Origin of the sequence: Lacibacter sp. MH-610 (genome assembly GCF_045780045.1) — a bacterium.
GTDB lineage: Bacteria > Bacteroidota > Bacteroidia > Chitinophagales > Chitinophagaceae > Lacibacter.
The window spans coordinates 993,657-1,018,983 of the sequence record NZ_CP116002.1 but is presented as its reverse complement, the minus strand read 5'-3'; the positions used below and the strand labels follow the sequence as shown (position 1 = coordinate 1,018,983).

At 41.6% G+C, this 25,327-nt stretch carries 19 protein-coding genes; 11 read left to right on the top strand and 8 right to left on the bottom strand.

The window, feature by feature from the left end; genetic code table 11:
• Nucleotides 1-288 precede the first annotated feature (288 nt).
• Nucleotides 289-3,516 carry a S41 family peptidase gene (locus PDL71_RS04600; protein ID WP_407525987.1) on the bottom strand — a complete coding sequence of 1,076 codons (3,228 nt, stop codon included), beginning with the start codon at nt 3,514-3,516 and terminating at the stop codon, nt 289-291.
• A 200-nt stretch (nt 3,517-3,716) separates the two neighbouring features.
• On the opposite strand from PDL71_RS04600, the gene PDL71_RS04595 reads away from it, so the two are divergent.
• Nucleotides 3,717-4,823, top strand: coding sequence for a YhcG family protein (locus PDL71_RS04595; RefSeq protein WP_407525984.1), 1,107 nt, complete (start codon nt 3,717-3,719; stop codon nt 4,821-4,823).
• An 11-nt stretch (nt 4,824-4,834) separates the two neighbouring features.
• Nucleotides 4,835-5,566 carry a peptidoglycan DD-metalloendopeptidase family protein gene (locus tag PDL71_RS04590; protein ID WP_407525981.1) on the top strand — a complete coding sequence of 244 codons (732 nt, stop codon included), beginning with the start codon at nt 4,835-4,837 and terminating at the stop codon, nt 5,564-5,566.
• Nucleotides 5,567-5,569: 3 nt separating this feature from the next.
• Here the strand turns inward: PDL71_RS04590 and PDL71_RS04585 are convergent, their stop codons facing one another.
• The 3 genes from PDL71_RS04585 to PDL71_RS04575 are packed head-to-tail and all read right to left on the bottom strand — an operon-like array spanning nt 5,570 to nt 7,633.
• The gene (locus PDL71_RS04585; RefSeq protein WP_407525979.1) at nt 5,570-6,232 is read right to left on the bottom strand and encodes an NADPH-dependent F420 reductase; all 663 of its coding nucleotides are present in this window, start codon (nt 6,230-6,232) and stop codon (nt 5,570-5,572) included.
• Nucleotides 6,233-6,286: 54 nt separating this feature from the next.
• Nucleotides 6,287-7,177: an NAD(P)H-binding protein gene (locus PDL71_RS04580; protein ID WP_407525976.1), complete on the bottom strand. Its 891-nt coding sequence runs from the start codon at nt 7,175-7,177 to the stop codon at nt 6,287-6,289.
• A gap of 60 nt (nt 7,178-7,237) precedes the next feature.
• Nucleotides 7,238-7,633, bottom strand: a complete 396-nt coding sequence (locus PDL71_RS04575; protein ID WP_407525973.1) for a MarR family winged helix-turn-helix transcriptional regulator — start codon at nt 7,631-7,633, stop codon at nt 7,238-7,240.
• A 123-nt stretch (nt 7,634-7,756) separates the two neighbouring features.
• Between PDL71_RS04575 and ruvB the strand changes: the two genes are divergently transcribed.
• Entirely contained in the window at nt 7,757-8,788 is a 1,032-nt protein-coding gene (ruvB, locus tag PDL71_RS04570; RefSeq protein WP_407525970.1) for a Holliday junction branch migration DNA helicase RuvB, read from the top strand.
• A gap of 17 nt (nt 8,789-8,805) precedes the next feature.
• Here the strand turns inward: ruvB and PDL71_RS04565 are convergent, their stop codons facing one another.
• Both PDL71_RS04565 and PDL71_RS04560 read right to left on the bottom strand, forming a co-directional pair.
• Entirely contained in the window at nt 8,806-10,320 is a 1,515-nt protein-coding gene (locus PDL71_RS04565; RefSeq protein ID WP_407525967.1) for a T9SS type A sorting domain-containing protein, read from the bottom strand.
• 35 nt (nt 10,321-10,355) lie between these two features.
• A complete protein-coding gene (locus PDL71_RS04560) occupies nt 10,356-12,950 on the bottom strand; it encodes a beta strand repeat-containing protein (protein ID WP_407525965.1) in 2,595 nt (864 codons plus the stop codon).
• A 145-nt stretch (nt 12,951-13,095) separates the two neighbouring features.
• On the opposite strand from PDL71_RS04560, the gene PDL71_RS04555 reads away from it, so the two are divergent.
• Together PDL71_RS04555 and PDL71_RS04550 are read left to right on the top strand one after the other, a co-directional pair.
• Nucleotides 13,096-14,799 carry a histidine kinase gene (locus PDL71_RS04555; RefSeq protein WP_407525962.1) on the top strand — a complete coding sequence of 568 codons (1,704 nt, stop codon included), beginning with the start codon at nt 13,096-13,098 and terminating at the stop codon, nt 14,797-14,799.
• A 31-nt stretch (nt 14,800-14,830) separates the two neighbouring features.
• Complete coding sequence (locus PDL71_RS04550; protein WP_407525959.1) at nt 14,831-15,460, top strand: response regulator; 630 nt, start codon at nt 14,831-14,833, stop codon at nt 15,458-15,460.
• A gap of 7 nt (nt 15,461-15,467) precedes the next feature.
• On the opposite strand, the gene PDL71_RS04545 is transcribed toward PDL71_RS04550, so the two are convergent.
• On the bottom strand, nt 15,468-16,280 hold the full coding sequence (locus tag PDL71_RS04545; protein ID WP_407525956.1) for a TerC family protein: 813 nt from the start codon (nt 16,278-16,280) through the stop codon (nt 15,468-15,470).
• 139 nt (nt 16,281-16,419) lie between these two features.
• Nucleotides 16,420-17,445 carry a quinone-dependent dihydroorotate dehydrogenase gene (locus PDL71_RS04540; protein ID WP_407528381.1) on the bottom strand — a complete coding sequence of 342 codons (1,026 nt, stop codon included), beginning with the start codon at nt 17,443-17,445 and terminating at the stop codon, nt 16,420-16,422.
• Here PDL71_RS04540 and PDL71_RS04535 point away from each other — a divergent pair.
• From PDL71_RS04535 to PDL71_RS04510, 6 genes are all read left to right on the top strand, one after another.
• A complete protein-coding gene (locus PDL71_RS04535; protein WP_407528451.1) occupies nt 17,404-17,526 on the top strand; it encodes a hypothetical protein in 123 nt (40 codons plus the stop codon). The genes PDL71_RS04540 and PDL71_RS04535 overlap by 42 nt on opposite strands.
• A 159-nt stretch (nt 17,527-17,685) precedes the next feature.
• On the top strand, nt 17,686-18,864 hold the full coding sequence (locus PDL71_RS04530; RefSeq protein WP_407525954.1) for an acetyl-CoA C-acyltransferase: 1,179 nt from the start codon (nt 17,686-17,688) through the stop codon (nt 18,862-18,864).
• 150 nt (nt 18,865-19,014) lie between these two features.
• A complete protein-coding gene (locus PDL71_RS04525) occupies nt 19,015-20,691 on the top strand; it encodes a DUF1800 family protein (protein ID WP_407525952.1) in 1,677 nt (558 codons plus the stop codon).
• Between the two features lie 37 nt (nt 20,692-20,728).
• Nucleotides 20,729-22,306, top strand: a complete 1,578-nt coding sequence (locus PDL71_RS04520) for a DUF1501 domain-containing protein (RefSeq protein ID WP_407525949.1) — start codon at nt 20,729-20,731, stop codon at nt 22,304-22,306.
• A 67-nt stretch (nt 22,307-22,373) separates the two neighbouring features.
• Entirely contained in the window at nt 22,374-24,725 is a 2,352-nt protein-coding gene (locus PDL71_RS04515; protein ID WP_407525946.1) for a TonB-dependent receptor, read from the top strand.
• An 18-nt stretch (nt 24,726-24,743) separates the two neighbouring features.
• Complete coding sequence (locus PDL71_RS04510) at nt 24,744-25,286, top strand: hypothetical protein (RefSeq protein ID WP_407525943.1); 543 nt, start codon at nt 24,744-24,746, stop codon at nt 25,284-25,286.
• Nucleotides 25,287-25,327: the final 41 nt, after the last annotated feature.

Below are 25,327 nucleotides of genomic sequence, written 5' to 3'. Positions count from 1 at the left end.
TAAAAACTTTTGGTTTGTGAAGACACGAACCAAGGCATCATCACTTCTGCCAAAGGGCTGCCCCGCCTGCTGCGGGATCTTAGACCGGATTGAAGTGAAAAGCGAAGTGCAACGTAGCTTGAAACGAAAAGCCGGATAACCGCTGCCACAAGCACATCAGCCCACAGCCCCCGCCTCCATTGCATTACGGCGGGCGAAGCCCAACAAAAAAGCGATACTCGTTGTAAAGTATCGCTTCCTTTATGAAATCCCGTCAGACGAGGGCGTCGGACGGGGCGTGTTACTTCATTACTTCTTCCCGATCGCTTTCAACATCTCTTCCACCGCTTTTTCTATTTGTGTATCCTTACCATTAATGAACGCATCATAAGGCAGGGCCACATCAAAATCTGCATTGATCTGCAGGTTTTCTGTGGGGCGGCCTTCTTTGCCAATGGTGGCAATCATGGGAATACCAAATACCAGTGTGGGATCAATCTGTGTTTCCCACCACACGGCTGTACCGGTACCGGGCACGGGCTTGCCAATGAGCGGACCAATGCCGAGATTTTTATACGCATAAGGGAAAATAAAGGCATCGCTGTAATTGCTCTCACTCATCACTACGCAACTGGGGCGCACCCATTTGTTGAGCGGCTCCTGTCCTTTACTGCTGAAACCATAAGGCGCAAAGGTTAAATACTGTTTACCGCCGAGGAAGGTAACAAGGTCATCATGCAGCCAGCCACCGCCATTAAAACGTGTATCTACAATGAGGGCTTCTTTATCAGCATTCTTACCAAGCACCTCTTCATACACGGTACGGTAGCTGCCATCGTTCATGCCCTGTACATGTACATAACCTACACGGCCGTTGCTGAGCTTGTCTACCATCTTACGCATCATGGTTACCCAGCGGTTGTAGAGCAAACCCTGCTCCTGCTGACCAGCAATAGGTTTTACCGTTTCTTCAAAGCGTTCGTTCCTGGCAGGATCAAATACGGAGAGTAATACATTCTTACCGGCTTTGCGGTTGAGCAGTGTAGCCCAGTCGGCACCGTTAGTAATGGCTTCTCCATCTATTTTTTCAATCACCACTCCGGGTTTTACTTTGCTGGTGGCTACATCCAGCGGACCGCCGGTAATGACTTCTGTTACTTTCAATCCATCACCACCTGCAAACTCATCATAGAACAAACCGAGGGAGGCTGTTTGATCACCATTGGGGTTTTGCGGTGAGTAACGTCCGCCTGTGTGTGAAGCGTTGAGTTCACCAAGGATTTCACTCAGCAGTTCCTGGAAATCATAATTGTTGTTGATATGCGGCAGGAAGCGTGCATAGTTATCACGGTACATTTCCCAATCCAGCCCATGCAGTTTGGGATCATAAAATTTCTTTTTCACCTGGCGCCATGCATGTTCAAAAATATAAGCACGCTCACCGGCGGTGTTGAGCACCATTTCGCTGCGGATGGAAACGGGTGTTGTTCTGGCGGTTTCGGTTTCAATTTTTAAAATACCCTGATCGCTGATCACAAAGAGAGCTTTGCCATCAGGCGTCATTACGAAGTTGGCCCCATTGCCGAGGCGGGTGAGCACACGGCTTTCACGGGTGCGGGTGTTGAGCTCCCACAACTCTGTGTTGCGTTCGTTGGTAGCGCTGTACCAGAGTTTTTCTCCATTGAGGGAAAGGGCATAACTACCGATGTTGCCGGAGGTAACGGTGAGGCGCAGCTTGCGTTCATCAATGTTTGTAAGATTCGGCTGCCAGTTCTTTTTGGCAATGGAATCTTTGGCTTTTTGGGCAGAGTCTTTTTTCACTTTGTCTTCCCGTTCTTTGAGCAGGGCAAAATCTTCTTTGCTCAAACGGAAACGGTCGTAGGCTTCCTGTTCAAAGAACATAATGAACAGATCCGCTTCACGGGCGCCCTGGAAGGCCAATGGTTTTTTACCGAATTTATCGCTGGCCCAGATGAGGGCTTTGCCTTCGAGTGCAAAACTTTGCCCGCCATCATTAAAACCGCTTTGAGTGAGATCGGTTCCGTTTTTGTCAGAACCATCGGCTTTGTACAACATCACTTCGCTACGGTTGTAAGCGCCTTTGTTACTGCGTACGGCCAGCCATTTACTGTCGGGGCTCCATTCAAAACTCTGGTCGCCATCACGATAGGAAAAGTTGATACCTGCAGGAATGATGGTGCGGCTTTGCTTGGTAGCAAGATTGTACACTTTTAAAATGTTGCGTTCTTCGAGGTAAGCAATCTCTTTACCATCGGGCGACACATCCGGCTGGAACTCTTCTTTATCTGAAGCCAGCACCGGTTCTTCTTTCAACAAAGTAGAAGCATAGAAATAAGGTTCTTCTTTGCGTACAATGCTGGTTTTGTAAATATCCCAGCTGCCGTTGCGTTCTGTTGAATAGTACAATGTTTTACCATCAGCACCAAACTCCACCATACGTTCCTGTTGCGGTGTGTTGGTGATGCGTTTGGTAATACCGCCTTCCACACTGGTTACAAATACTTCACCACGGAATACAATCGCTACTTCTTTTCCATTGGGAGAAACAGCAATTTCACCACCGGTGGCCATCACCGGTACAATACGTTCTTCATTGGCCTTGGCATCCGCCACAATGCTGATGTTTACTCTTTTGGGTTCGCCATCGTTTTTGATGGTATAGATTTCACCGTTCCATGTAAAGCAAAGTGTATTGTCATTAGCACGGGTGAGATGACGCACGGGATGATTTTTGAAATTGGTTAATTGACGTTCTGCAATTTTCAAACGGATGGGCGCTTTGTAAATATTCTGTGCACCGTTTTTTTCAGAGAGATAGTACACATACTGATCATCACTGCTGAACACGGGCTCACGGTCTTCGCCTTCATACTTGCTGAACTGGGAATAGGTTTTTGCTTTGGTATCATACAACCATACATCACGAGTTACAGAAGAAGTGTGATGTTTGCGCCAGGGATCTTCCGTTCCTTTCCTGTCTTGATAAACGAGCATGCTTCCATCACTGTTGTATTGTGCATGTTCCATACCGGTAGCAGAGAGTAGCACACTTCGGCCGCCTTTTACCGGAACTGTATACAGATGCAAAAACAAATTACGGTTGGGGAAACGCACATTGGTGTTTACACTATGACGTGCCGTGCCGAAGATGATGCTTTGATCATCAGGCGAAAAATCAAACGGATAATCATTGGCTGAGTTGGTAGTAAGACGAACAGGAGTGCCACCTTCTGCCGGCATCACAAATACATCAAAGTTGCCGTAGCGGTCGCTGGCAAATGCGATGCTCTTTCCATCATGGCTCCACACGGGTTGATAGTCGTGTGCTTCATGCATGGTGAGCGGTAAAGCCGTACCACCATCGGTACTCACTTTGTACAGATCACCTTTGTACGAAAACACGATGGTTTTACCATCAGGTGAAATGGATGGATAACGCATCCACAGCGGAGCGTTTTGGGCAAATACAGTTGCTGTTGCAAGCAGTACGAAAAAAAGTAAAGAAACCTTTTTCATTTTTTTACGTTATTTGGTTTAAAGAAAGTTGAATGGTTGGCCGTTATATGCTTTGATCAAGTGCATTAACGGCTGACTAAGTTAAGGAGGAAGCTGTATGAATGATAACCGACTATATGAAAATGCTACCGTTGGGAACAGGAACAGATAGATCGTAATGGCGCCATTCGCCTCCGACTGTTTAATTATATTTGTAAGCAGTGAAAATCTCAAGTGCTAAATACAAAAATCTTTTACGTGAAATCGGGGCATTGGTTCAGCAAGGTCGAAACAATGTAGTACGGCATATTAATACAGAATTGCTGTTTACTTATTGGCATGTAGGCAGGTTACTTGTACAACAGGAGATAAAAGATGAGAACAATGAACAATCCACAAGGGAAATGATGATTATTCTCTCAAAAGAACTTACAAGAGAAATAGGCAGAGGATTTTCGAGAAGCAATCTTGTTTACATGCGGCTGTTTTACTTAAATTATAAGTTTGTCCAGACAGCGTCTGGACATGTACAGCCAATGACTGGCCAGACAGCGTCTGACCAAAAAAACAGAAAGCAAAAAACCGGTCAGACAGTGTCTGACCAAAAACTTCAAACCATTTTCACAGAGCTAAGCTGGTCACATTATAATGAGCTTTTAAAAATTTCTGATTCGCTTGAAAGAAGTTTTTATCAACAACAAGCTATTCTGGAAAATTGGTCAGTGAGAGAACTGCAAAGGCAAATCAATTCTGCTTTGTTTGAACGGATTGCACTCAGTAAAAAACCGAAGAGCGTAATGCAACTTGCGTTGAAAGGTAATGTGATCAAAAAAGAAACGGATTTAATCCGTGACCCGTATATACTTGAATTTTTAAATATCCCGGAACATTACAGCTATTCAGAAAAACAATTAGAACAAAAAATTATTGACAACTTACAGAAATTTATTCTTGAGCTGGGTAAGGGTTTTACGTTTGTAGCAAGACAATTCAGGATAACGCTGAACAACAAACATTACCGGGTTGACCTTGTATTCTATCACCGTATTTTAAAATGTTTTGTATTGATTGATTTAAAAATAAAATCAGTAGAACATAATGATATCGGGCAGATGAACATGTATCTCAACTATTTTGAAACAGAGCAAAATACAGCAGATGATAATCAACCCATAGGTATTATACTCTCACGCCATAAAAATGATATTACTGTAGAATATGCTATCCGGGGTATTACTAACAAGATTTTTGTTTCCAAGTACCAGCTTTACCTGCCCGATAAAAAACAATTGCAACGAAAAATAAAATCCATTATTGAAAACCAATAACAAGATTCAAAATGCAGCACCAAACAATCGTTTCTGTACTCAACCGTTATGCACACGACTTTCATCCCGTTGTAGATTTTGATCCTGCAAAAGATAAGTTGCTGGCCATGGATTTTACAGCAGCCAATGAACTTCTTACCACAGAAATCATTGATGATACCCGCAAGTTTACCACCTATGTAAATGGTTTACTCAAAGAAGCCGGTGCCAGGTATGGTATTGGTGGCTATGCTGAGAACAGAACGGTGTACAGCCGCAGTGCGTTGTTTGGCGATACAGTGTCTGCATCGTTTGGTGAAGGAGTGAGCAGCGCCATGGAACCAAGGCGTTTGCATTTGGGCGTTGACATCTGGGGACCTGCAGGCACGCCCGTGTATGCATTCATGGGTGGCATGGTGCACAGTGTGGCGTTTAATAACAACTTTGGTGATTATGGTGCAACGATGATTCTGAGTCACCAGTTAGATACACACTCGTTTTATACTTTGTACGGTCACATCAGCTTAAAAGATATTCATAAACTGGAAAGCGGTAAGTATGTAAACCGTGGCGAAGTGATTGCACACTTCGGCCATGAAAAAGAAAACGGGCATTGGCCACCGCACCTGCATTTTCAGATCATTATTGACCTGGAGTTGAAAGAAGGTGATTATCCCGGTGTATGCAGGATGAGTGATAAAGATTATTATCTGAACAATTGCCCTGATCCGGATTTAATATTACGGATGAATCAATATGTATGATGCTTAGGTTACAATCATATAATTAAACATCGGTGTTTTTTCTGCCTGCATTACGGCTACCCAGAAAGGAACAATCGCTTCCGTCATGCGTGCATACTTGATATCGCCTAAGTCCAGAATCAATTCAGGTTTCCAGTTAAAATTTGCTGACAAAAATTCTTTCACTGCATTTTTTGCATCTGTATTGTTACCGCAGATGAATAAATTGTGATTGCCGTTGTTTACCCGGTGAGCATCCACCATTAAATTAGCAGTAACGGTATTCAATGCTTTTACTACAAGTGCGTTTGGCAGTTGCTTTTGTACTTCTTCACCCATGCTCCACGTGTTGCAATATTGCGGTAATAAAGAAGGTGGCATTCCATTTGAAAAATCAAGCGGATTGGTTAAGTCGATTACTACTTTGTTTTCAAAGTTGGCCGGGTTTGCACTTTGCAGGGCTTCTACAGTACCGTTTCCATTTAAACAAATGAAAATCAATTCACCAAAAGCTGCTGCATCAGCAAATGTGCCATTGGCTGCATTAGTACCATTTTCATTTTTCCAGGCGATCGCTTTTTCATTGGTAGCTGTACGACTGCCCAGCATAACGTTGTGACCTTTCTTGATGAGTGCGGCGCCGATTGTTTGTCCGACCATACCCGTGCCGAGGATTGCGATATTCATGTTGTTTATTTTTAGAGTGAAAGAACGGCAGGTGATACCTGCCGTTCTTTAAAATTAAGATGCGTTAAACACTGCTGCAAATTCTTTTGCAAAATCTTCCAGCTTGATGTTCCCAAGCTTTGCAGGACGGTTGTTCCAGTAATCAGCTTCCATTTCACCACTGCGTAAAGCAATGCCCATCTCCGTATATCCTTGTGCAAATACTTCGGCCAGGCCTGCCTGTAATAAACCTCCTTTCATTTGCTCGTCACTGAAAGGAATCCATTGGAGGCTTTCTTTACCAATAGCATTGCCCAATACATTTGCAATCTCAATAGTACTGCGTTCGTCACTGGCAATATAACGAACACTGCTGCCGGTGAATGATAAACTTAACAATTCTTCTGCTGCTGCATCTGCTATTTCGCTCGTGTGTGTTAATACTAATTTGGTATCAGGACTTCCCATATTGGCGCCCATAATACCCATTCCTTTGATCAAAGGAATTTGTCCAAAGAGATTGTAATAGAAATAAGAAGGACGTAAGAATTTGTTATCCGTTCCTGCGTTTTCCAATTGCTGCTCCAGGTAAGCAAGGCCATCCACAGGTCCAGCGCCTTTGCGCATATGTGCACCCACACTGCTGAGCACCACTACTTTTTTAATTTGATTGGGTTTAACAGCCTGCACAAAATAATCAGCCACTTTCTTTTGATATCCCAGCCAATCAGTAACGCCAAAGTTGGGCGGAATCATCAGGTACACTGCATCAGCACCTGCAAAGGCTGTGGTAAGAAAGGAAGGATCTTCTACAGAACCCACAGCCGCTTTTGCTCCTTTTTCTACAAGTGATTGCAGCTTGGCTGCATCACGTCCTATTACTGTTACTTCATGACCTGCTGCGAGGAGTTTTTCAGCAAGTGGTTTGGTGATATGACCGGCACCACCGGTTACTACATACTTCATGTGTTGAACGTTTGATGTGATTAATAAATATTTGTATATACAAATTTGATAGCAAAAAAATTATACGTCCAGTTTGTCGGTTAACTTATTCATCCGCTGAACCATTTGCATACTCTCCTCTTTACCTAGAATGGATGAATAGGTTTGATAAAATTCTTCAAGGCACTGATTGAGCTTGGGCAACAAATCTTTGGCTTTAGGTGTGGGATATACATTAGTAATTTTTCCTTCGGCAGTACGCACCACTAATTTTTTTTCTTCCAGCTTTTCAATCAACCTTGTAATTGTACTGGGCGTGAGCAACAACTCTTCTACCAGTGCACTGGGTTGAATACCCGGTTCCTCCAAAACCATCATGAGCAAATAAGCATGACTGGGCGATAAATCCACTTTCTTCCAGGATTGCTGGGCCAGCTTTTCTACTTTGCGGGCCATGGCCTGGGAAGAAAAGTACATGCATTTACAATATCGGCTGCTTGCTGCTTTCACAAAACAAAGGTAAAGGAGTTTTATTTGTATATACAAATTAAATCAACTTTTTTTTTCTTTTTTAGCTTCTTACCTTGCCGGTAGAAACATATGGCCAATCCCAATCTCAATAGCAACAAAGAATCACTGAGCGCTGCTGATAAAGAATTTGAAAACAATATCCGTCCGGCGAGTATTGAAGACTTCAGCGGTCAGCAGCAAATCATTGACAACCTTAAGATTTTTATACAGGCTGCCAAGATGCGTGGCGAAGCATTGGACCATGTATTGTTTCATGGCCCGCCCGGTTTAGGAAAAACAACACTGAGCAGAATTGTGGCCAATGAACTGGGTGTGAATATTAAAGAAACCAGCGGACCTGTGATTGAAAAGCCCGGCGACCTTGCCGGATTGCTCACGAGTTTAGAAGCCAATGACGTTTTGTTTATTGATGAAATCCATCGCTTAAGTACAGTAGTAGAAGAATACTTATATGCGGCGATGGAAGATTACCGCATTGATATCATGATTGACAGCGGCCCCAATGCAAGAAGCATTCAAATCAATCTCAATCCGTTTACATTGATTGGCGCTACAACCCGAAGTGGTTTGTTAACTGCTCCATTGCTTTCACGTTTCGCTATTAAATCAAGATTGGAATATTACAATGCGGAGACTTTGCAAAAGATTGTATTACGTGCTTCTAAAATTCTGGATGTAAAAATTTCGGCTGATGCGGCCAAAGAAATTGCAGGTCGCAGCCGAGCCACACCACGTATTGCCAATGGTTTGCTCAGAAGGGTTCGTGATTTTGCACAAGTGCTGAACGAGGGAACAATTGATATCGGCATAACACAACATGCACTAAAAGCTTTGAATGTAGATGAGCATGGATTGGATGAAATGGATAATAAAATCCTGAGTACCATCATTGATAAATTCAAAGGCGGACCCGTTGGCATTACCACCATCGCTACTGCAGTGGGAGAAGAAGCCGGCACGCTGGAAGAAGTGTATGAACCTTTTTTAATACAGGAAGGGTTTTTACAACGCACACCAAGAGGCAGAGAAGTAACGGGTAAAGCCTATGAGCATTTGGGAAAAACGCCGCATGGAGGAAACAGCCCGACTTTATTCAGTTAATTAAAAGTACCACCGTGTTAATGATGTATAATCACTTTCTGAATGAAATTCTGATTCCGTTCATTTGTAAAGGGAATTACTAATGTATAAACACCCGAAGACAAATCATCAACACTGCAAACTGTAGTTACATCTGTCAGCCTGAAACGTTTCATCAATTTTCCTGCTGCATCAAAAAGAAGCGCTTCATTATTTAGTAATACTTCAGCAGTTTGAATTGTAAAAAACTTACTGGCAGGATTTGGATACAATTTTATATTATGATACACAGATCGGCTGCCATCAACAAACCGTATCGGGGAAAATTGTATACTACCGTTGGCATTGACAGCTTTGATACGGTACCAACTTCTCTGCGGGAAGTTATTGAAGTCTGTAAAATCATAAGTAGCAATGCCTGTAACCTGTTTTGAATTAATGGCATAAATCTTTTTAAACGAAATTTCTCCATCTACTTTCCGTTCCAATTCATAAGCTGCAACAGTAAGATCAAGATTTGACTGCCATTGCAAGGCAACTTCCATTTCATTTTTACGGTTTGCAGCTAAAAGCAATTCTTCTTCAGCTAATGGATAAGAGTACAACCCCAATCCAAATTGCCCAAGTGTTGAAATATTATATCTTCTTGCAAAGCCGGATGCTACAGTTCTGCCTGGTGTATTATTGGCATCAATACTTGAACCCGGAGGCACCTGCCATTGTACTGCATCCGCAGATGCAAGTGGCCGACGTATAATTGAAAACCGGTTATTTGAAAGATCTGTAAATCCATTAAAGTAAAGCAACAAATCAAAATTTCCTGCGGTAGGTTGTACATCCGCATCCAAATACCATACACCACCATTACTTACTGTAACTGCATATTGAGTAAAATCTGCCACACTCAGGTTTACATCTGTTCCGGGTTTAGGACCAAAGCTTGCATTGATATAGGTAAGATTGTTCAAAGGATTTGCAGTAAGATCAGTCAACAATGCACGGTTGCACTTTACCGCATCACCCACCGGGAACCAATAATTGTTTACTGCAGATGTATTTACATTTCTTCGCAAAGTGCCATTTACCCAACTGTTTGCAAAGTTGGTATTGGATACATCGGCCTGTACTGCAAGCTCGGGTGTTGTGAGCACAACCATTCGGTAAGCAGCGGTTGTATTTACCCTACCATTGGTGAGATATAAATTATCTGTGTTGATGTTAGAACTAAGTGTAACATGACCGCTTGCATTGATGTTGATGCGACCGAAACGGTTGGGCGATGTTGCCGTATGACCACCCGTACCATTGAAGATGACTGTACCGCTTCCATGAAAATAAGGTGTAACAGTAGCATCTGTCCAGTTAGAAGCGCCGGATGCACCTACTTGTTTCACTGTAATTGTTCCATTGTTTGTAAGTAAACTTCCGTTGAACAATTGTACACCACCATGAACGGTTGCCTGTGCATTTGACTGCACCACTGCACGTGCATTGTTTTGAACAAAAAATAAATCCTGTGCTGCTGATACAAGGCTTTGAAATATCAGTAACAAAAAAATCAACTGTGCTTGATATGTTCTTCCGCACATCATTCCTTCTTAAATGCTTTGAGTAGTTGATTGATTTGCTGCTGTTGTGCATCAATCATTTTTTGCTGCTGAATGATGTAGAGTGTGAGTTCCTCAATCTTTTGCAAAAGTTTTGCATCCATTTCAGCTACATTTATTCCGTTTTGTTTGACGGATGTTTCAGAAGGAATACCCGGTAGGTGTTTGTTGCGTTTAATAAATTGTTCCACTTCAGAAAGATGAGGGAGCTGATAAGTTTCATTGAAAACAAAATCAGACCAATCAGTAACCAAAGCCACACGGATGCTGTCAGTAATCGTACCACCCACTACATTAAGTTTACGATTGCCGATGAACGTGTAACCGGTTGGATTATTATTTCCGATGAGTAACTGTCCTGTGCTGAAATCGCCATAAAGAAGCGTAGCAGTGGTGTTGTTGGAAATATAGAGTTTGTTATTGGCCGTAGTTTCATTATAACCGGCTCGTTTACCGAGGAATACATTGCCGCTGCCGTTGTTTTGATAACCTGCTGAGTCGCCGAGAGCGGTATTTCTGTTACCGGTTGTGTTGGAGTACAAGGCTGCAAAACCAATAGCTGTATTGGCAAAGCCGGTAGTATTTGATTGAAGACTTTGCGAACCCAATGCACTGTTAGCTGTACCTGTTGTATTACTGCTGAGAGAGGTATTACCCATTGCAGCATTACTATTGCCCGTTGTATTATTATTAAGTGCACCATAACCAAATGCGCTGTTATAAGAACCATTGCTGTTGTTCATAGAGAGCGCTCCAAAAGCAGCATTGTTGATACCTGTACTGTTGTTGTACATTGAGAAATACCCGAAGGCACTGTTGGAACTGCCAGTTGTGTTAGAATATAACGAACGGTTACCAGTTGCTGTATTAAATGTTCCCGTGGTGTTTAAGTAGAGTGCTTTACTGCCTACAGCCACCATGTTACTTGTAGTTGAGTTGAGTAAAGAAGAATCGCCAACGGCAACATTGTTGCTACCGGTTTGATTATCGTTTAATGCCCTTACACCAATTGATATATTACTATACCCGGTTGTTCCAAAATATCCCGAGACGTATCCGATTGAAATATTATTTCTCCCGCTTTCATTATAAAAAAGTGAAAAGGCACCAATACCAATATTATAAAACCCATCATTATTGTTTTGCAAAGCATTATTGCCTAAACCTATGTTATAAATCCCTGTAGTATTACTTTCTAAAGCAAGGCTTCCGATACCGACATTATAGTTACCGGTTGTATTGGTGTATAAACTTCTTATGCCCAGGGCAATATTAGATGCTCCGGTGGTATTATTGTATAAGGTATATCTGCCTATTGCCAGGTTTTGGCTTCCGCCGGAGTTGGTAAACATACTTTGGTAACCTATCGAAATATTCTCACTACCCGTTAAGTTATTATATAAAGACTGAACCCCCAGTGAAGTATTATATTGACCCGTACTGTTTCTATACATTGCCTTACTACCAACCGCAACATTGCCGCTAACATTATTGAAATACAGAGCCGAATCACCAACAGCAACATTGTTTGACCCGATTGTATTTTGTCGCATTGCAGCATATCCGATGCCGACATTTGAACGTCCGGTTGCATTACTATACAATGATTGAGCTCCTGCTGCAGTATTAAAACTCCCGGTTGTATTATTAGTTAAAGAATAATTACCGAATCCCGTATTTAAATCACCTGAGGTATTGCTTTCCAAAGCATAATAGCCAAACGCATTATTGCTTTCACCTGAAGTGTTATAATAAAGAGCCCTTAATCCAAATGCATTATTAAAACTGCCTGACTGATTTGAAAAAAGTGTACCCCATCCAAAAGCAGAATTATAGTTACCACTTGAGTTATTGTACATCGACTCAAACCCAACCACAGTGTTTCCAAACCCCGGATAATTATAAAGAGCCTTAGAACCTATTGCAACTGCATCACTCCCATTTCCCCAATACATTGCCGAATCCCCGATAGCAATATTATTACTTCCGGAATTAATATTATATAAAGAACGAACGCCAATCGCCACATTACTAAACCCGTATTCATTATTAAACATTGCTCCAAAACCAAATGCTGAATTGGTATTGCCGGTAAGATTGTTATAAAGTGAATTATGCCCGATTGAAACATTTTGTGCACCGGTTGTATTACTTAACAATGCATTCGCTCCAAAAGAGGAATTGCTGCTTCCACTGGTGTTGTTAAGCAGTGACTGAAAACCAAATGAAGAATTATTTATGCCGTTTATATTGTAATAAAGAGAATGATAACCTGTAGCTGTATTATTGTTGCCTGTAGTGTTACTGTACATGGATTGATAACCGATAGCTGTATTGTTATCTCCACCCAGATTACTGAACAAAGAGTTGTAACCCAGTGCGGAGTTGCGTACACCTGTGTTACTGTTAAGAGAACCGATTCCGAATCCAATACTAAGGTTACCGGCACCGCCTGTGTTCACACGGTAGTAGGTATTATTTTGTGCCGAACAAATTCCTGAAAAAAGCATTGCAGCGCCGGCCAAAAAACAGGCAGAAAGAACGGATTCCTTCATTCTTAAAAATTTCAGGTTCATCAGTAAGAAATTTTAATCCCGAAAGGTATAAAAGCACCGGTGCCGGGAGGCTCACTAAATCTAGTGAGTGAAGGCTATGCATTAATAAAAATAGTCGTGCTATTTTGAGCTTTAAAATTTAGATATAACTTTCAGGTTAACAATTATGCGTGTTACTGCTTTCATCTTCTTGTGGCTGTTGCAATGCTTTTCAACCTATTCCCAAAACAAACAGGGAATAGATATGAGTATGACGAATAAAGAAAAAGCGGCTGTTTATATACAAAAACTAAAACAGGAAAAAAATATTGATGTGCTAACTAAGGCACGTTTCAATAAACTAATATGTGATTACTATTACCTGTTAAAGAAAAAAGATTCCATGTTGATATATGCAACAGAGGCATTGAAATATTTTGAAAAAACCACAGATACCTTCTATCTGTATTATTGCAATTTCAGAATTATTGATGAAGGACTAAATTCTAACCAAAACATTCCTGCAGCTATTGAATTTCTGAAAAAAGCAGCAGCTTACTATGAACGTACACAGGAAAACATCATGGCTGTGAATTGCCATTTTGTGCTTTCGAAAATTTATAAAAAGCAGCAGCTGAAACAATTACGGACTTATCATTTACAACGTGGGTTTGAACTCAATAAAAATGGAAAAGACACCAATATGCAGATGGTAATGCTCTACAGCCGGTTAATGGATGAGCAGGGTACAGGAAACTGGGCAGCCTCTATTAACACAGGGAATGAAGCATTTGAACTGTCAAAAATTTATAAGAAACCGCACTTTATAAAATCATCCCTTGTTTTTTTGGGATACGGTTATTTTTATTCACGAAATTATGAAAAAGCCATCCGGTGTTTTGAAGATGCACTTCTAATGAACGCCCCGGAACCTGCCGACCATTTAAATGCAGCCTCCTATCTTGTTGACAGTTATATAAAACTGGGAATGCAAGAAAAAGCAACCAACGCTTTTACACAGTACAAAAACATAAGAGATAGTATTGAACAGCTTTCTAACAAAAACAACATTACTGAAATACTGGCTAAATATGAAACAGAAAAAAAACAAGCAGCCTTAACATCACTTCAAAAAGAAAATGAATTGAGCAGAAAAGTGGCTTCAGGCAGAAAAATATGGATTATCATTCTTGCAGTATTTATCGCCTCATTTATTCCTGTGTCTTTACTTGCATTCTTTAACATCCGCAAACGGCATCAACTGGAAAAAGTAAATGAGATGCGCAATAAAATTTCACGTGACCTGCATGATGAAGTAGGCGCTATCCTAAGCAGCATACAGGTATATGCAGCGGTAGCAGAGAAATCCATGCAGCAACAACCTGAAATAGCAAAAGAAGCGATTCAAAAAATTGAAGACAACACTGCACAAGCTATGGACAATATGAGTGATATAGTGTGGGCCATCAAAACCTTTACAACCGATGAAACTACTTTGACCGATAAGCTTAAAAATTATGGCTTTGAAATTTTAACAGCGAGAAATATCAATTGTACGTACGATATTAATGAAGAAGCAGAACGGCAATTAGTAAATGTTGAAGCCAGGCGCAACATTCTGCTGATAGCAAAAGAAGCCATGAACAATGCTGCTAAACACAGTGGAGCAACTGAAGTAACCATACGTGCTCAGAATGAGGTAGGATATTTTGTATTAGAAATTAGTGACAATGGAAAAGGTATGAATCCTAGTACTGCCCGAAACGGAAACGGAATCAGCAATATGAAAAAGCGGTCTGAACTATTAAAAGCAGAATTGCTGATTGAAAGCTCACTTGAAAAAGGCACACATATAACCTGTAAAATTCCCCTCGCTAATATTAGTCATTAAAACATTTCAAACTTATTCTACATTCGATAGTATGATACGGGTTGCAATATATGATGATAATTTACAGCGTTGCGAAAGCTTGCAGGCTTTGCTGGCACTTACAGAGGGCTTTGAATGTGTTGGTGTTTTTCATGATTGCAGTCGTGTACTGGATGATATGCAAACAATGCAACCCAATGTTGTGTTAATGGATATTGAGATGCCGCATGTAAACGGCATCAATGGAGTTGCACTTATTAAAAAACAATTTCCTGAAATCAAGATTGTAATGCAAACTGTATTTGATGATGATGAAAAAATATTTGCATCTCTGCAGGCAGGTGCCGAAGGTTATATTCTGAAAAAAGCTTCTGCGGAAAAAATAACCCAAAGCATAGAAGAGGTATATATGGGTGGAGCTTATATGACACCTTCCGTAGCGCTGAGAGTAATGAAACATTTCAATCACCACCAACAACAAAACGAATCGTATAATCTTACCTCCAAAGAAAAAGAAGTACTCAAACTTCTTTCAGACGGCCTGAGCTATAAGATGGTCGCAGATAAACTGGGTATCAGCTATTTTACAGTAAATGCCCATGTAAAAAAGATTTATGAAAAGTTGCATGTGCATTCACTTGGCGAAGCAGTAGCGATGGCACTTAAAAACAGGCTGGTATAAATACAATTTATCTCGCCATATCATTATACCCTTCTTCTTTTTCTTCCAGCACCGGTTCATTCAGTTCTACTACTTTTGATCTGCGTTTCTTTTCCCGGCTGCGCATGGTCATGTTGAGCATTTCCACTCCAAAGGAGAAGGCCATACCGAAGTAAATATAATTTTTCAAATGCAGTTGATGCGCCGCTTCACTGTCCCAGCCTTCAATTACAAGGCTCAAACCAATCATCACCAAAAAAGATAAAGCCAGCATTTTAATAGTGGGATGTTTATGTACAAACGATGAAATGGCCGGACTGAAGAGGAACATCACAATCATGGCAATCACTACTGCTGCAATCATAATTTCTACATGTTTGGCTGTACCACCGGCGGTGATGATACTGTCAAATGAAAACACAGCATCAATTAACATGATCTGACCAACAGCAGCACCAAATGAAATTCCTTTCTGTCCTTTAATGGTTTCATTGGGGTCTTCACCTTCCAGTTTATTGTGTATTTCCTTTACTGATTTATAGATGAGGAACAGACCACCCGCCAGCATCACCAAACTTGCCAGGTCAAAACCTCTGTCACCAATAGAAAATAAATTTTTGCCTTTTTGTGCCAGCAACCAGCTTAAACCAAACAACAACAAGCTGCGCATCAAAATACCCAGCACCATCCAGTACTTACGTGCTTTGTTTCTGTCTTTCTCCTCTTTGAGACGATTGAGGGTAAGTGAAACAAAGATGACGTTATCAATACCTAAAACAATTTCCAAAACCACCAGTACTAAAAAGCTGATGATACTTTCACTGGTAAATAAATGTTCCATGCTGTTGTTTAAAATTAAAGATGCAAAAGTAAAGGATTGCTTATGATGTTAATGTTCTTTAATAATCGACCTTTCTATCCCCTCGCGGGAGGGGCGGTTGAGTCTTAAACTATAATTCTATTTAAATGGGGTGGGTTGTTTAAAACCCTTTCGTAATCTTCTTTGCTATAGCCGGGCCTTCATAAATAAAACCTGTCCACACCTGTACTAAGGAAGCACCTGCCTTCAACTTTTCCTTTACATCAGCTGCCGTAAAGATGCCCCCACTGGCAATGATGGGAATACCTCCATTCGTTTTTTGATGAATGTAATGCACTACTTCAGTACTTCTTTGTTTCACCGGCAAACCGCTAAGGCCACCTGCACCAATTGCTGAAAGTTGTGCAGCGTCAGTCGTGAGTCCTTCACGTGAAATGGTCGTGTTTGTTGCTACCAATCCGTCCAATTTAATTTCAGATGATAAATCAATCACATCATCCAATTGCTCATTGGTAAGATCCGGTGCAATTTTTAAAAGAACAGGTTTGTAATTTGTTTTTTGCGAACGCAATGTTTGCAGATGCGTTAATATTTTTCGCAGACTTTCTTTTTCCTGCAACTCCCGCAAGCCGGGGGTGTTGGGACTGCTCACATTTACCACAAAATAATCTACATATTCATACAGTTCATTGAAACAGATTTCATAGTCTTTCCAGGCTTCTTCATTGGTTGTGACTTTGTTTTTGCCGATGTTACCGCCGATGATGAGCCGTGAATGGTGAGGTGTGAGTGGCGAGTTATCGTACTTCTTACTTCGTACTTCGTACTTCCTTTGCCATTCTTTCAATCGTTCCGCCACCACCTTCACTCCATCATTATTAAAACCCATGCGGTTGATGATGGCTTTATCTTTTGGTAACCGAAACAATCGTGGCTTGTCATTTCCATCTTGTGGCTTCGGCGTTACTGTTCCTATTTCAACAAAACCAAAACCGAGCGCTTCCAGTTCTCGTAAATACTTTGCATTTTTATCAAAGCCGGCAGCAAGTCCCACGGGATTTGAAAATTGCAAATTGAACATTGAGCATTGAGCATTCTCTTTCGGCCTGAATGATGCTGCTATCATTCTTCTCAAAAATCCCACATGACACAACAACTGCAGCAAATTCATAGCGAAGTAGTGCACTTTTTCAGCATCAAACAAAAAGAAAACAGAACGGATGAGTTGGTACATAACGGCTGCGAAGATAACGCTGCAATTTTTTAACGCCTGCAATTTGGTTTCTAATCTGCCGCTTCCTTAACTTTGAATCAAGAAAGTTGCATAAACAACTATTCGGGTTATTGGCAAATGGTTCATAGTTCATTGCGAATTCAACTTGCCGGTAACTATGAACTATGAACCATCAACCTTAATTTTTCAAAAATGCAGGAAGCATACATCGTAGCCGGTTACCGCACCGCCGTTGCCAAATCAAAACGTGGAGGTTTTCGTTTTACAAGACCTGATGACTTAGCCATAGACGTAATTAAAGGATTGATGGCCTCTGTGCCGCAGCTTGATGCAAAGCAGGTGGATGATGTGATTGTTGGTAATGCTGTGCCTGAAGCTGAACAGGGTTTGCAGGTGGGCCGAATTATAGCTGCACGTGCCCTGGGTGAACATGCGCCCGGCATGACGGTGAACCGTTATTGTGCCAGTGGTTTGGAAACAATCGCTATTGCAACCGCCAAAATCAGAACAGGATTGGCCGAATGCATCATTGCCGGTGGTGTGGAAAGTATGAGCATGGTACCCACTGCAGGCTGGAAAACTGTGCCTGCTTATTCCATTGCAACTGAAGCACCTGATTATTATTTGAGCATGGGATTAACTGCCGAAGCAGTTGCAAAAGATTTTAAGGTGAGCAGAGAAGACCAGGATTTGTTTGCTTACAACTCACATATGAAAGCAAAAGCAGCTATTGAAAATGGTCATTTCAAAAGTGGTATCCTTCCCATAACAGTTGAGGAAGTTTATCTGGATGCCAAAGGCAAAAAAGCAAAAAGAAATTTTGTAGTAGATACAGATGAAGGGGTTCGGGCTGATACAAATACAGATGCATTAGCCAAACTGAAACCAGCCTTTTCTGCAACGGGTACTGTAACAGCAGGAAACTCTTCCCAAACAAGTGATGGTGCTGCCTTTGTAATTGTAATGAGTGAGAGGATGGTAAAAGAACTCAACTTAAAACCCATTGCCCGTTTGGTAAACTGTGCGGTGGCGGGTGTAAACCCACGTATTATGGGAATTGGTCCGGTGGAAGCAGTTCCAAAAGTGTTGAAGCAAAGCGGTATGAGTTTGAATGATATTGATTTGGTGGAATTAAATGAAGCATTTGCATCACAGGGATTAGCAGTAATGCGTGAACTTAATCTTAACCCTGATATCGTTAACATCAACGGCGGTGCTATTGCATTGGGCCATCCGCTGGGATGTACCGGTGCAAAACTTACGATTCAGATTACGCATGATATGAAACGATTGAACAAGAAGTACGGTATTGTTACAGCTTGTGTAGGTGGCGGGCAGGGAATTGCGGGGATTATTGAGAATATTGCTTAAGAACTAAGTGTTTTGTTTTATACAGGGCCGCAATGCGGCCCTTTTTTTGTACCAAATGCCTTTTGTGGCGGCATTTTTGCTGCAATTGACTCGCTATCACCAATTGTATTTTGTAGATTTACCAGTGTTTAACATTCAAATAACTGCTCTATGGACCGTAGGGAATTTTTAACTGCCCGTAAAAAAGCAACAGAAAAAAAAGCTGCTGCTCCATCTGCCCGAACCAATACCGGTTTGCAACTCTATACAGGTCCGTGGACCGGGAATGAGATTGTGCATTTGCTCAAACGCACCATGTTTGGGGCTAAGCCGGCTGATGTGAATTACTTCATGGGTAAAACCATGATTGAAACAGTTGATGAACTGCTGAATCCAACAGCTCCCTTACCCAACCCTCCGGTAAAAGAATACGATGGTGTAACGGGCGCTACCACACCTGATAATGATGTAGCTGCCGGTGCCACATGGATTAACAGTGTTAGTACTGACGGCACTATTCAGGCACGCAGAAGAGCTTCATTGAAAAAATGGTGGATAGGTTGCCAGCTCAACCAGGACAGAAGCATCCGTGAAAAGATGACCCTGTTCTGGCATAATCATTTTGCAACAGAAACAGTGGACATCAGCAGTGCTAATATGATTTATAATCATGTAAACCTGTTACGCACAAACTGTCTTGGAAATTTTAAGCAATTGGTACGAAGTGTTACACTGGATGCGGCCATGCTTATTTACCTGAATGGTCGGTTTAACACATTAACTGCTCCTGATGAAAACTATGCACGTGAGCTGCAGGAATTATTTACGCTGGGTAAAGAAAATAATCCCAACTACACAGAGGCAGATGTAAAAGCAGCGGCAAGAGTGCTTACGGGCTGGCAGGTAAATTTTAATACGGCACCTTTCCCTTCTTATTTTACATTATCACGTCATGATAAAAATAATAAGCAGTTTTCATCTTTCTTCAATAACACCATTATTACCGGTCGCAACAGTGCTACTGCCGGTACAGAGGAACTGGATGATCTGCTTAACATGATCTTCAATAAGCAAGTGGAAGTATCCCGTTTTATTGCCAAAAAACTTTACCGCTTTTTTGTGTATTCAGAAATTGATGCCACTACAGAAACCAATGTGATCGAGCCATTGGCGCTGGAACTTCGTCTCAACAACTGGGATATTAAAATTGCCTTGGAACGTTTACTCAAGAGTGAACACTTCTATGATGTATTAAACCAAGGAGCACAAATTAAATCACCGCTGGATCATATTATAGCCGTATGCAGAGAGTGGAATATTGTATTTCCTAACAGCATTACAGAATATGCTGATGCGTATGGTATGTGGAATTATATTTTAGCTGCTGCTGCCAATGCAGGCCAAAACCTGGGTGATCCTCCCAACGTAGCCGGCTGGCCTGCTTATTATCAAACACCGCAGTATTATGAATTATGGGTGAATACCGATACACTTCCTAAAAGAAATCAGTTTACTGATATCATGATTGGTAATGGTTATACCCGTAACGGTAAAAAAATATGGATTGATGCGGTAGAGTTTACTAAAACATTGCCTAACCCTTCTGATCCTAATCAATTAATTAACGATGTGCTTGCCATTATTTTCCAGATTGATTTAACACAGGCATCAAGAGATCAGTTAAAGAAAGATTTTTTACTGAGCGGACAAGACCAGGATTACTACTGGACCAATGCATGGAATGCATACCTGTTCAATCCAACAACAGCTAATTTCAATATTATCAATCCAAGACTGAGAGGATTGTATAAATATTTTATGAACCTGGCTGAGTATCAACTGGCCTGATATCCGATCATCCATTGCTCAATCAAACCGAGTACAAATGAAACGCAGAAAATTTCTTCAAAATACAATCCCCGCAGCCATCCTTCCTGCTTTGATTGATGGCATGTCATTTAAAGTTCTGGGCGATAATCCGCTCATGGCCGCCATGCTGAATGCTTATGTGGAAACAGACCGTGTGCTGGTGATTATTCAACTCAACGGAGGTAATGACGGGTTGAACATGGTGATTCCGCTGGATCAGTATTCCAATTATTTCAATGCACGTTCCAATATTGCGATTCCGCAAAACCGTGTACTGAGTTTAACCGGTACCAATACCACCGGGCTTCATCCGGCTATGACGGGTTTGCAATCACTTTACAACAACGGAAAACTTCGCCTGGTGCAGGCCGTAGGTTATCCCAATCCCAACTTTTCACATTTCCGTGCTACTGATATCTGGATGAGTGCTTCTGACAGTAATGTGGAATTATCAAGCGGCTGGGCAGGCAGGTACCTGAACGATCAGTATCCGAACTATCCTGTAGGTTATCCTAACACACAAATGCCCGATCCGCTGGGCATACAAATCGGCTCCTCCACTTCACTCACCTTCCAGGGACCGAGTGTAAATACAGGCATCAGTATTACCAGCGCTACCAATTTTTATAATCTCATCAATGGAATCCAGGATCCCGCTCCGCCTACTCCTGCCGGTGATGCATTAAAGTATGTGAGATTGGTGGCACAGCAAAGTAATCAATACAGTGCCCGTATTGTAGGTGCTGCTAATAATGTACCTACACAGGGAACATATCCCACCAATAACTCTTTGGCCGATCAATTGAAAATTGTGGCCCGACTCATTAAGGGCGGCTTAAAAACAAGAGTGTATATGGTGAGTTTGGGTGGTTTTGATACCCACTCTGTTCAAACCAATACTGATACTACCACCGGCGCACATGCTACATTGATGCAGCGGCTGAGTGATGCTGTTACCGCTTTTCAGAATGACCTCGTGGGTTTAGGTGTCGAGGACCATGTACTGGGTATGACCTTTTCTGAGTTTGGACGTCGTATTAAATCCAATGCCAGTGTGGGTACAGATCATGGTGCTGCAGCTCCGCTGTTTTTATTTGGCAAAAAAGTAAATCCCGGTATCACAGGTGTGAATCCTACTATTCCTGCTGTAGCCAATGTGAACGATAATATACCGATGCAGTATGACTTCAGAAGTGTGTACGCATCTATTCTGCAGGATTGGTTTTGTGTGGACAATACAACATTACAAACCATCATGCTCCAGAACTTTCAGAAGTTACCGGTAATGGCTCCTGCTACCTGTACCGGCACCACATCTGTAAGTACAAGAGAAACCGGAGTTTCCTTAGTCTCCAATTATCCGAACCCGTTTACTGAAACAACTAACATCAGCTTTACCACAAAGGGCGGGCATACACTAATACAGGTGATGGATTCACTTGGTCGTGTGCTGCGTACGCCGGTTGACAGGGATTATCAATCAGGCACTTATCAAATCAGCTTTGATTCTTATGGTTTGCCGCCCGGCGTTTACTATGTACGCTTTCAGAATGGCGTAACCCAGCAGGTGAAACCTATGTTGAAAGTGCGGTAAATCAACAACTCTAAAGAAAGAAGCAAATATTTTTTGAAACTTTGTTGCATTTAATTACTTTGCAGCAATGTTGCGGTTTTTGATTCTTTTGATGGGTATGTGCAGCATCGGGTTATCTGCATCATGGGCTCAATGTACGCTCAGTTTTTCAGGTCATATCAATGACGCAGAAACAAAGGAGCATCTGGAAAATGCAGTCATCACCATTGTTGAACTCAATCTTTCTCAAACAGCCCGATCTGATGGAAGTTTTGTTTTTAAAGGTCTTTGTCCGGGTTTATACACGGTAAAAGTAAGTCACGCTTCCTGCCAGTCTGTTGAGTTTCATTTTCACCTTAAAAATGATCTTGAAAAAGATTTTGAATTAAACCATGTGGCTGCACAGTTGGGTGAAGTGGTAGTTACCGGAAATACATCTAGGTCCTCGCCCGCTTCAGAACTGAAAGGAAAAGCATTAGAAGCATCAAGAGGACTTAGCCTGGCAGAAAGCATCAAACGCATCAGCGGTGTAAGTGTACTGCAAACAGGAACTAATATTTACAAACCTGTTATACATGGTTTACATAGCAACCGGGTTTTGATTTTAAATAATGGCGTTCGGCAGGAAGGTCAGCAATGGGGAAGCGAACATGCGCCGGAAATTGATCCTTTCATTGCCAACCGTATTTCTGTAATAAAAGGAGCTTCCGCTCTACGTTACGGAGGTGATGCCATTGGCGGAGTGGTACTGGTTGAACCAAAGTTCTTAAGAAACGACCCCGGCATTGGAGGAGAATTCAACACCTCCTTCTTCAGTAATAACCGAATGGGTGTGGCATCAGCTATGCTGGAAGGAAAGAGTGAAAAATGGAAGAGTTGGAGCTGGCGCTTACAGGGTACCTATAAAAGAGGTGGTAATGCCAGAACACCTAATTATTGGTTAGCCAATTCAGCCAACGAAGAATTGAATTTTTCAGTTACAACGGCACTTAAAACGCAAACAAAGGGAATAGAGTTGTTTTATTCACAATTCAACACCCGGCTCGGAATTTTTGCCGGTTCGCATATTGGTAATGTAACAGATTTATGGAATGCTATTCAGAGCAAAGAACCACCAGACTATATTAAGAATGTTGGTTTCAGTTATGCCATTGAACGTCCATACCAGCAGGTACAACACCAACTGTTGAAAGCGAAAGCATGGACCAATACCGGCAACATCGGTCGGCTTAACCTTACTATTTCAGGGCAGTACAATAACAGGGACGAGTATGATCAAAAACGTTTTGCCAGCAGCAGCAATGCACCCCAACTGAGTTTATCCATTGGTACCGCCATTGCGGAATTAGTATGGGATCATTACAATACCGGTAAGTTCAAAGGCACAGTTGGAGGTTCGTTTCTGTTCCAGGAAAACAGCTACACAAGGCGTTTGTTTATTCCCAATTATCAATCCATCAACTATGGCTTTTTTGTAATTGAAAAACTGGTGCTCAACAAAACAGAATGGGAAGCCGGCATCCGCTTTGACCGAAAATCGTTTTTCAATATTTCTGATAACGGTAATACACAGGCTTATACTGATTTGCTCTTTAATAATCTATCTGCCAATTCAGGTTTTGTGTATAAAGCCGGGAAGAATATCAGGTTGCTGGCTAATTTTTCAACTGCCTGGAGAGCGCCTCAACCAAATGAACTTTATGCAAACGGGCTGCATCATGGTGCAGCACGTATTGAAAAAGGAAATACAGCACTTACACCGGAACGCAGCAATAATCTTTCTGCTTCTCTGTTGCTGAATACTGACAGATGGGATATTGATGCCGGAGTTTACCTGAAACAGATTAATGGGTTTATTTACCTGGAGCCTACTTTTCCGCCGGAGCTAACCATACGTGGTGCCTTTCCTGCTTTCCGTTATACGCAAACCAATGCAAGGCTGCACGGACTGGATGCAACAGTACAATATCGTTTTGATGCACATTGGCTGGCCATTGGAAAAGCCTCGTTGTTAAGAGCCTGGAATAAAAAAACAAAAGATTGGTTGATTCAAATGCCTGCAGACAGGTATGAAACTGAATTGAGCTACCGGTTTGGCAATGCAAAAAAAATCAACGAAACATATATCAGCTTCAGCAGCACCTACGTACTGCGTCAAAAAAGAGTGCCTGCCACCGGTAATATTGAAGTGCCGGGTTCTACTATAAAACAAAGTGATTACCTGGCACCGCCTCCTGCTTATTTTCTGCTTTCGCTGGAAGCAGGCACACAGGTAAAAATGAAACATGATAACTGGAGTGTGATTCTGAGTGTTACCAATCTCGGCAATCTTGCTTACAGGGATTATATGAATGCATTCCGCTATTTCAGTGATGAAATGGGACGCAATATTTCTTTACGCATAAAAATTCCATTTAATATTAAACATCAACACAATTAAAAATCAAATGTTATGAAGATGAAACACATCAAATTGTATGCAGTTGTAATGCTTGCCGGGTTAGTGATTGCCGGATGTAAAAAGAAAGAAGATGAAGAAGAAAATGAAGAAGAATTAATCACAACCGTGAAAGTAACACTTTCACCAATATCAGGTGGTGCAGCCACTACTTATACCTGGAAGGATGTAGATGGTGCGGGGGGTAATGCACCAACAATCGATCAAATTACCTTAGCTCCATCAACCGCATACAATTGCACGTTGCAATTTTTAGATGAAAGTAAAAATCCCGCTGAAAATATTACAACGGAAATAGTTGCAGAAGCAAACGACCATCAGATTTATTATGAACCTGCAACTGTTTTGGTTACAGTTTCAGGTTTAAACAATGATGGAGCGGGTTTGCCACTGGGCACCAGCTCTGTTTGGACAGCCGGTGCAGTAAGTAATGGTACCTTAAAAATTACGCTTAAACATAAGCCCGGTCAAAAAGCAGCCGGTGACGCAGTATCAAAAGGTGAAACAGATGTAGAAGTAACATTCCCCACCAGAATACAATAAATAATTATAAACACACCTGTATGAACCACTTCTGAAAAGGA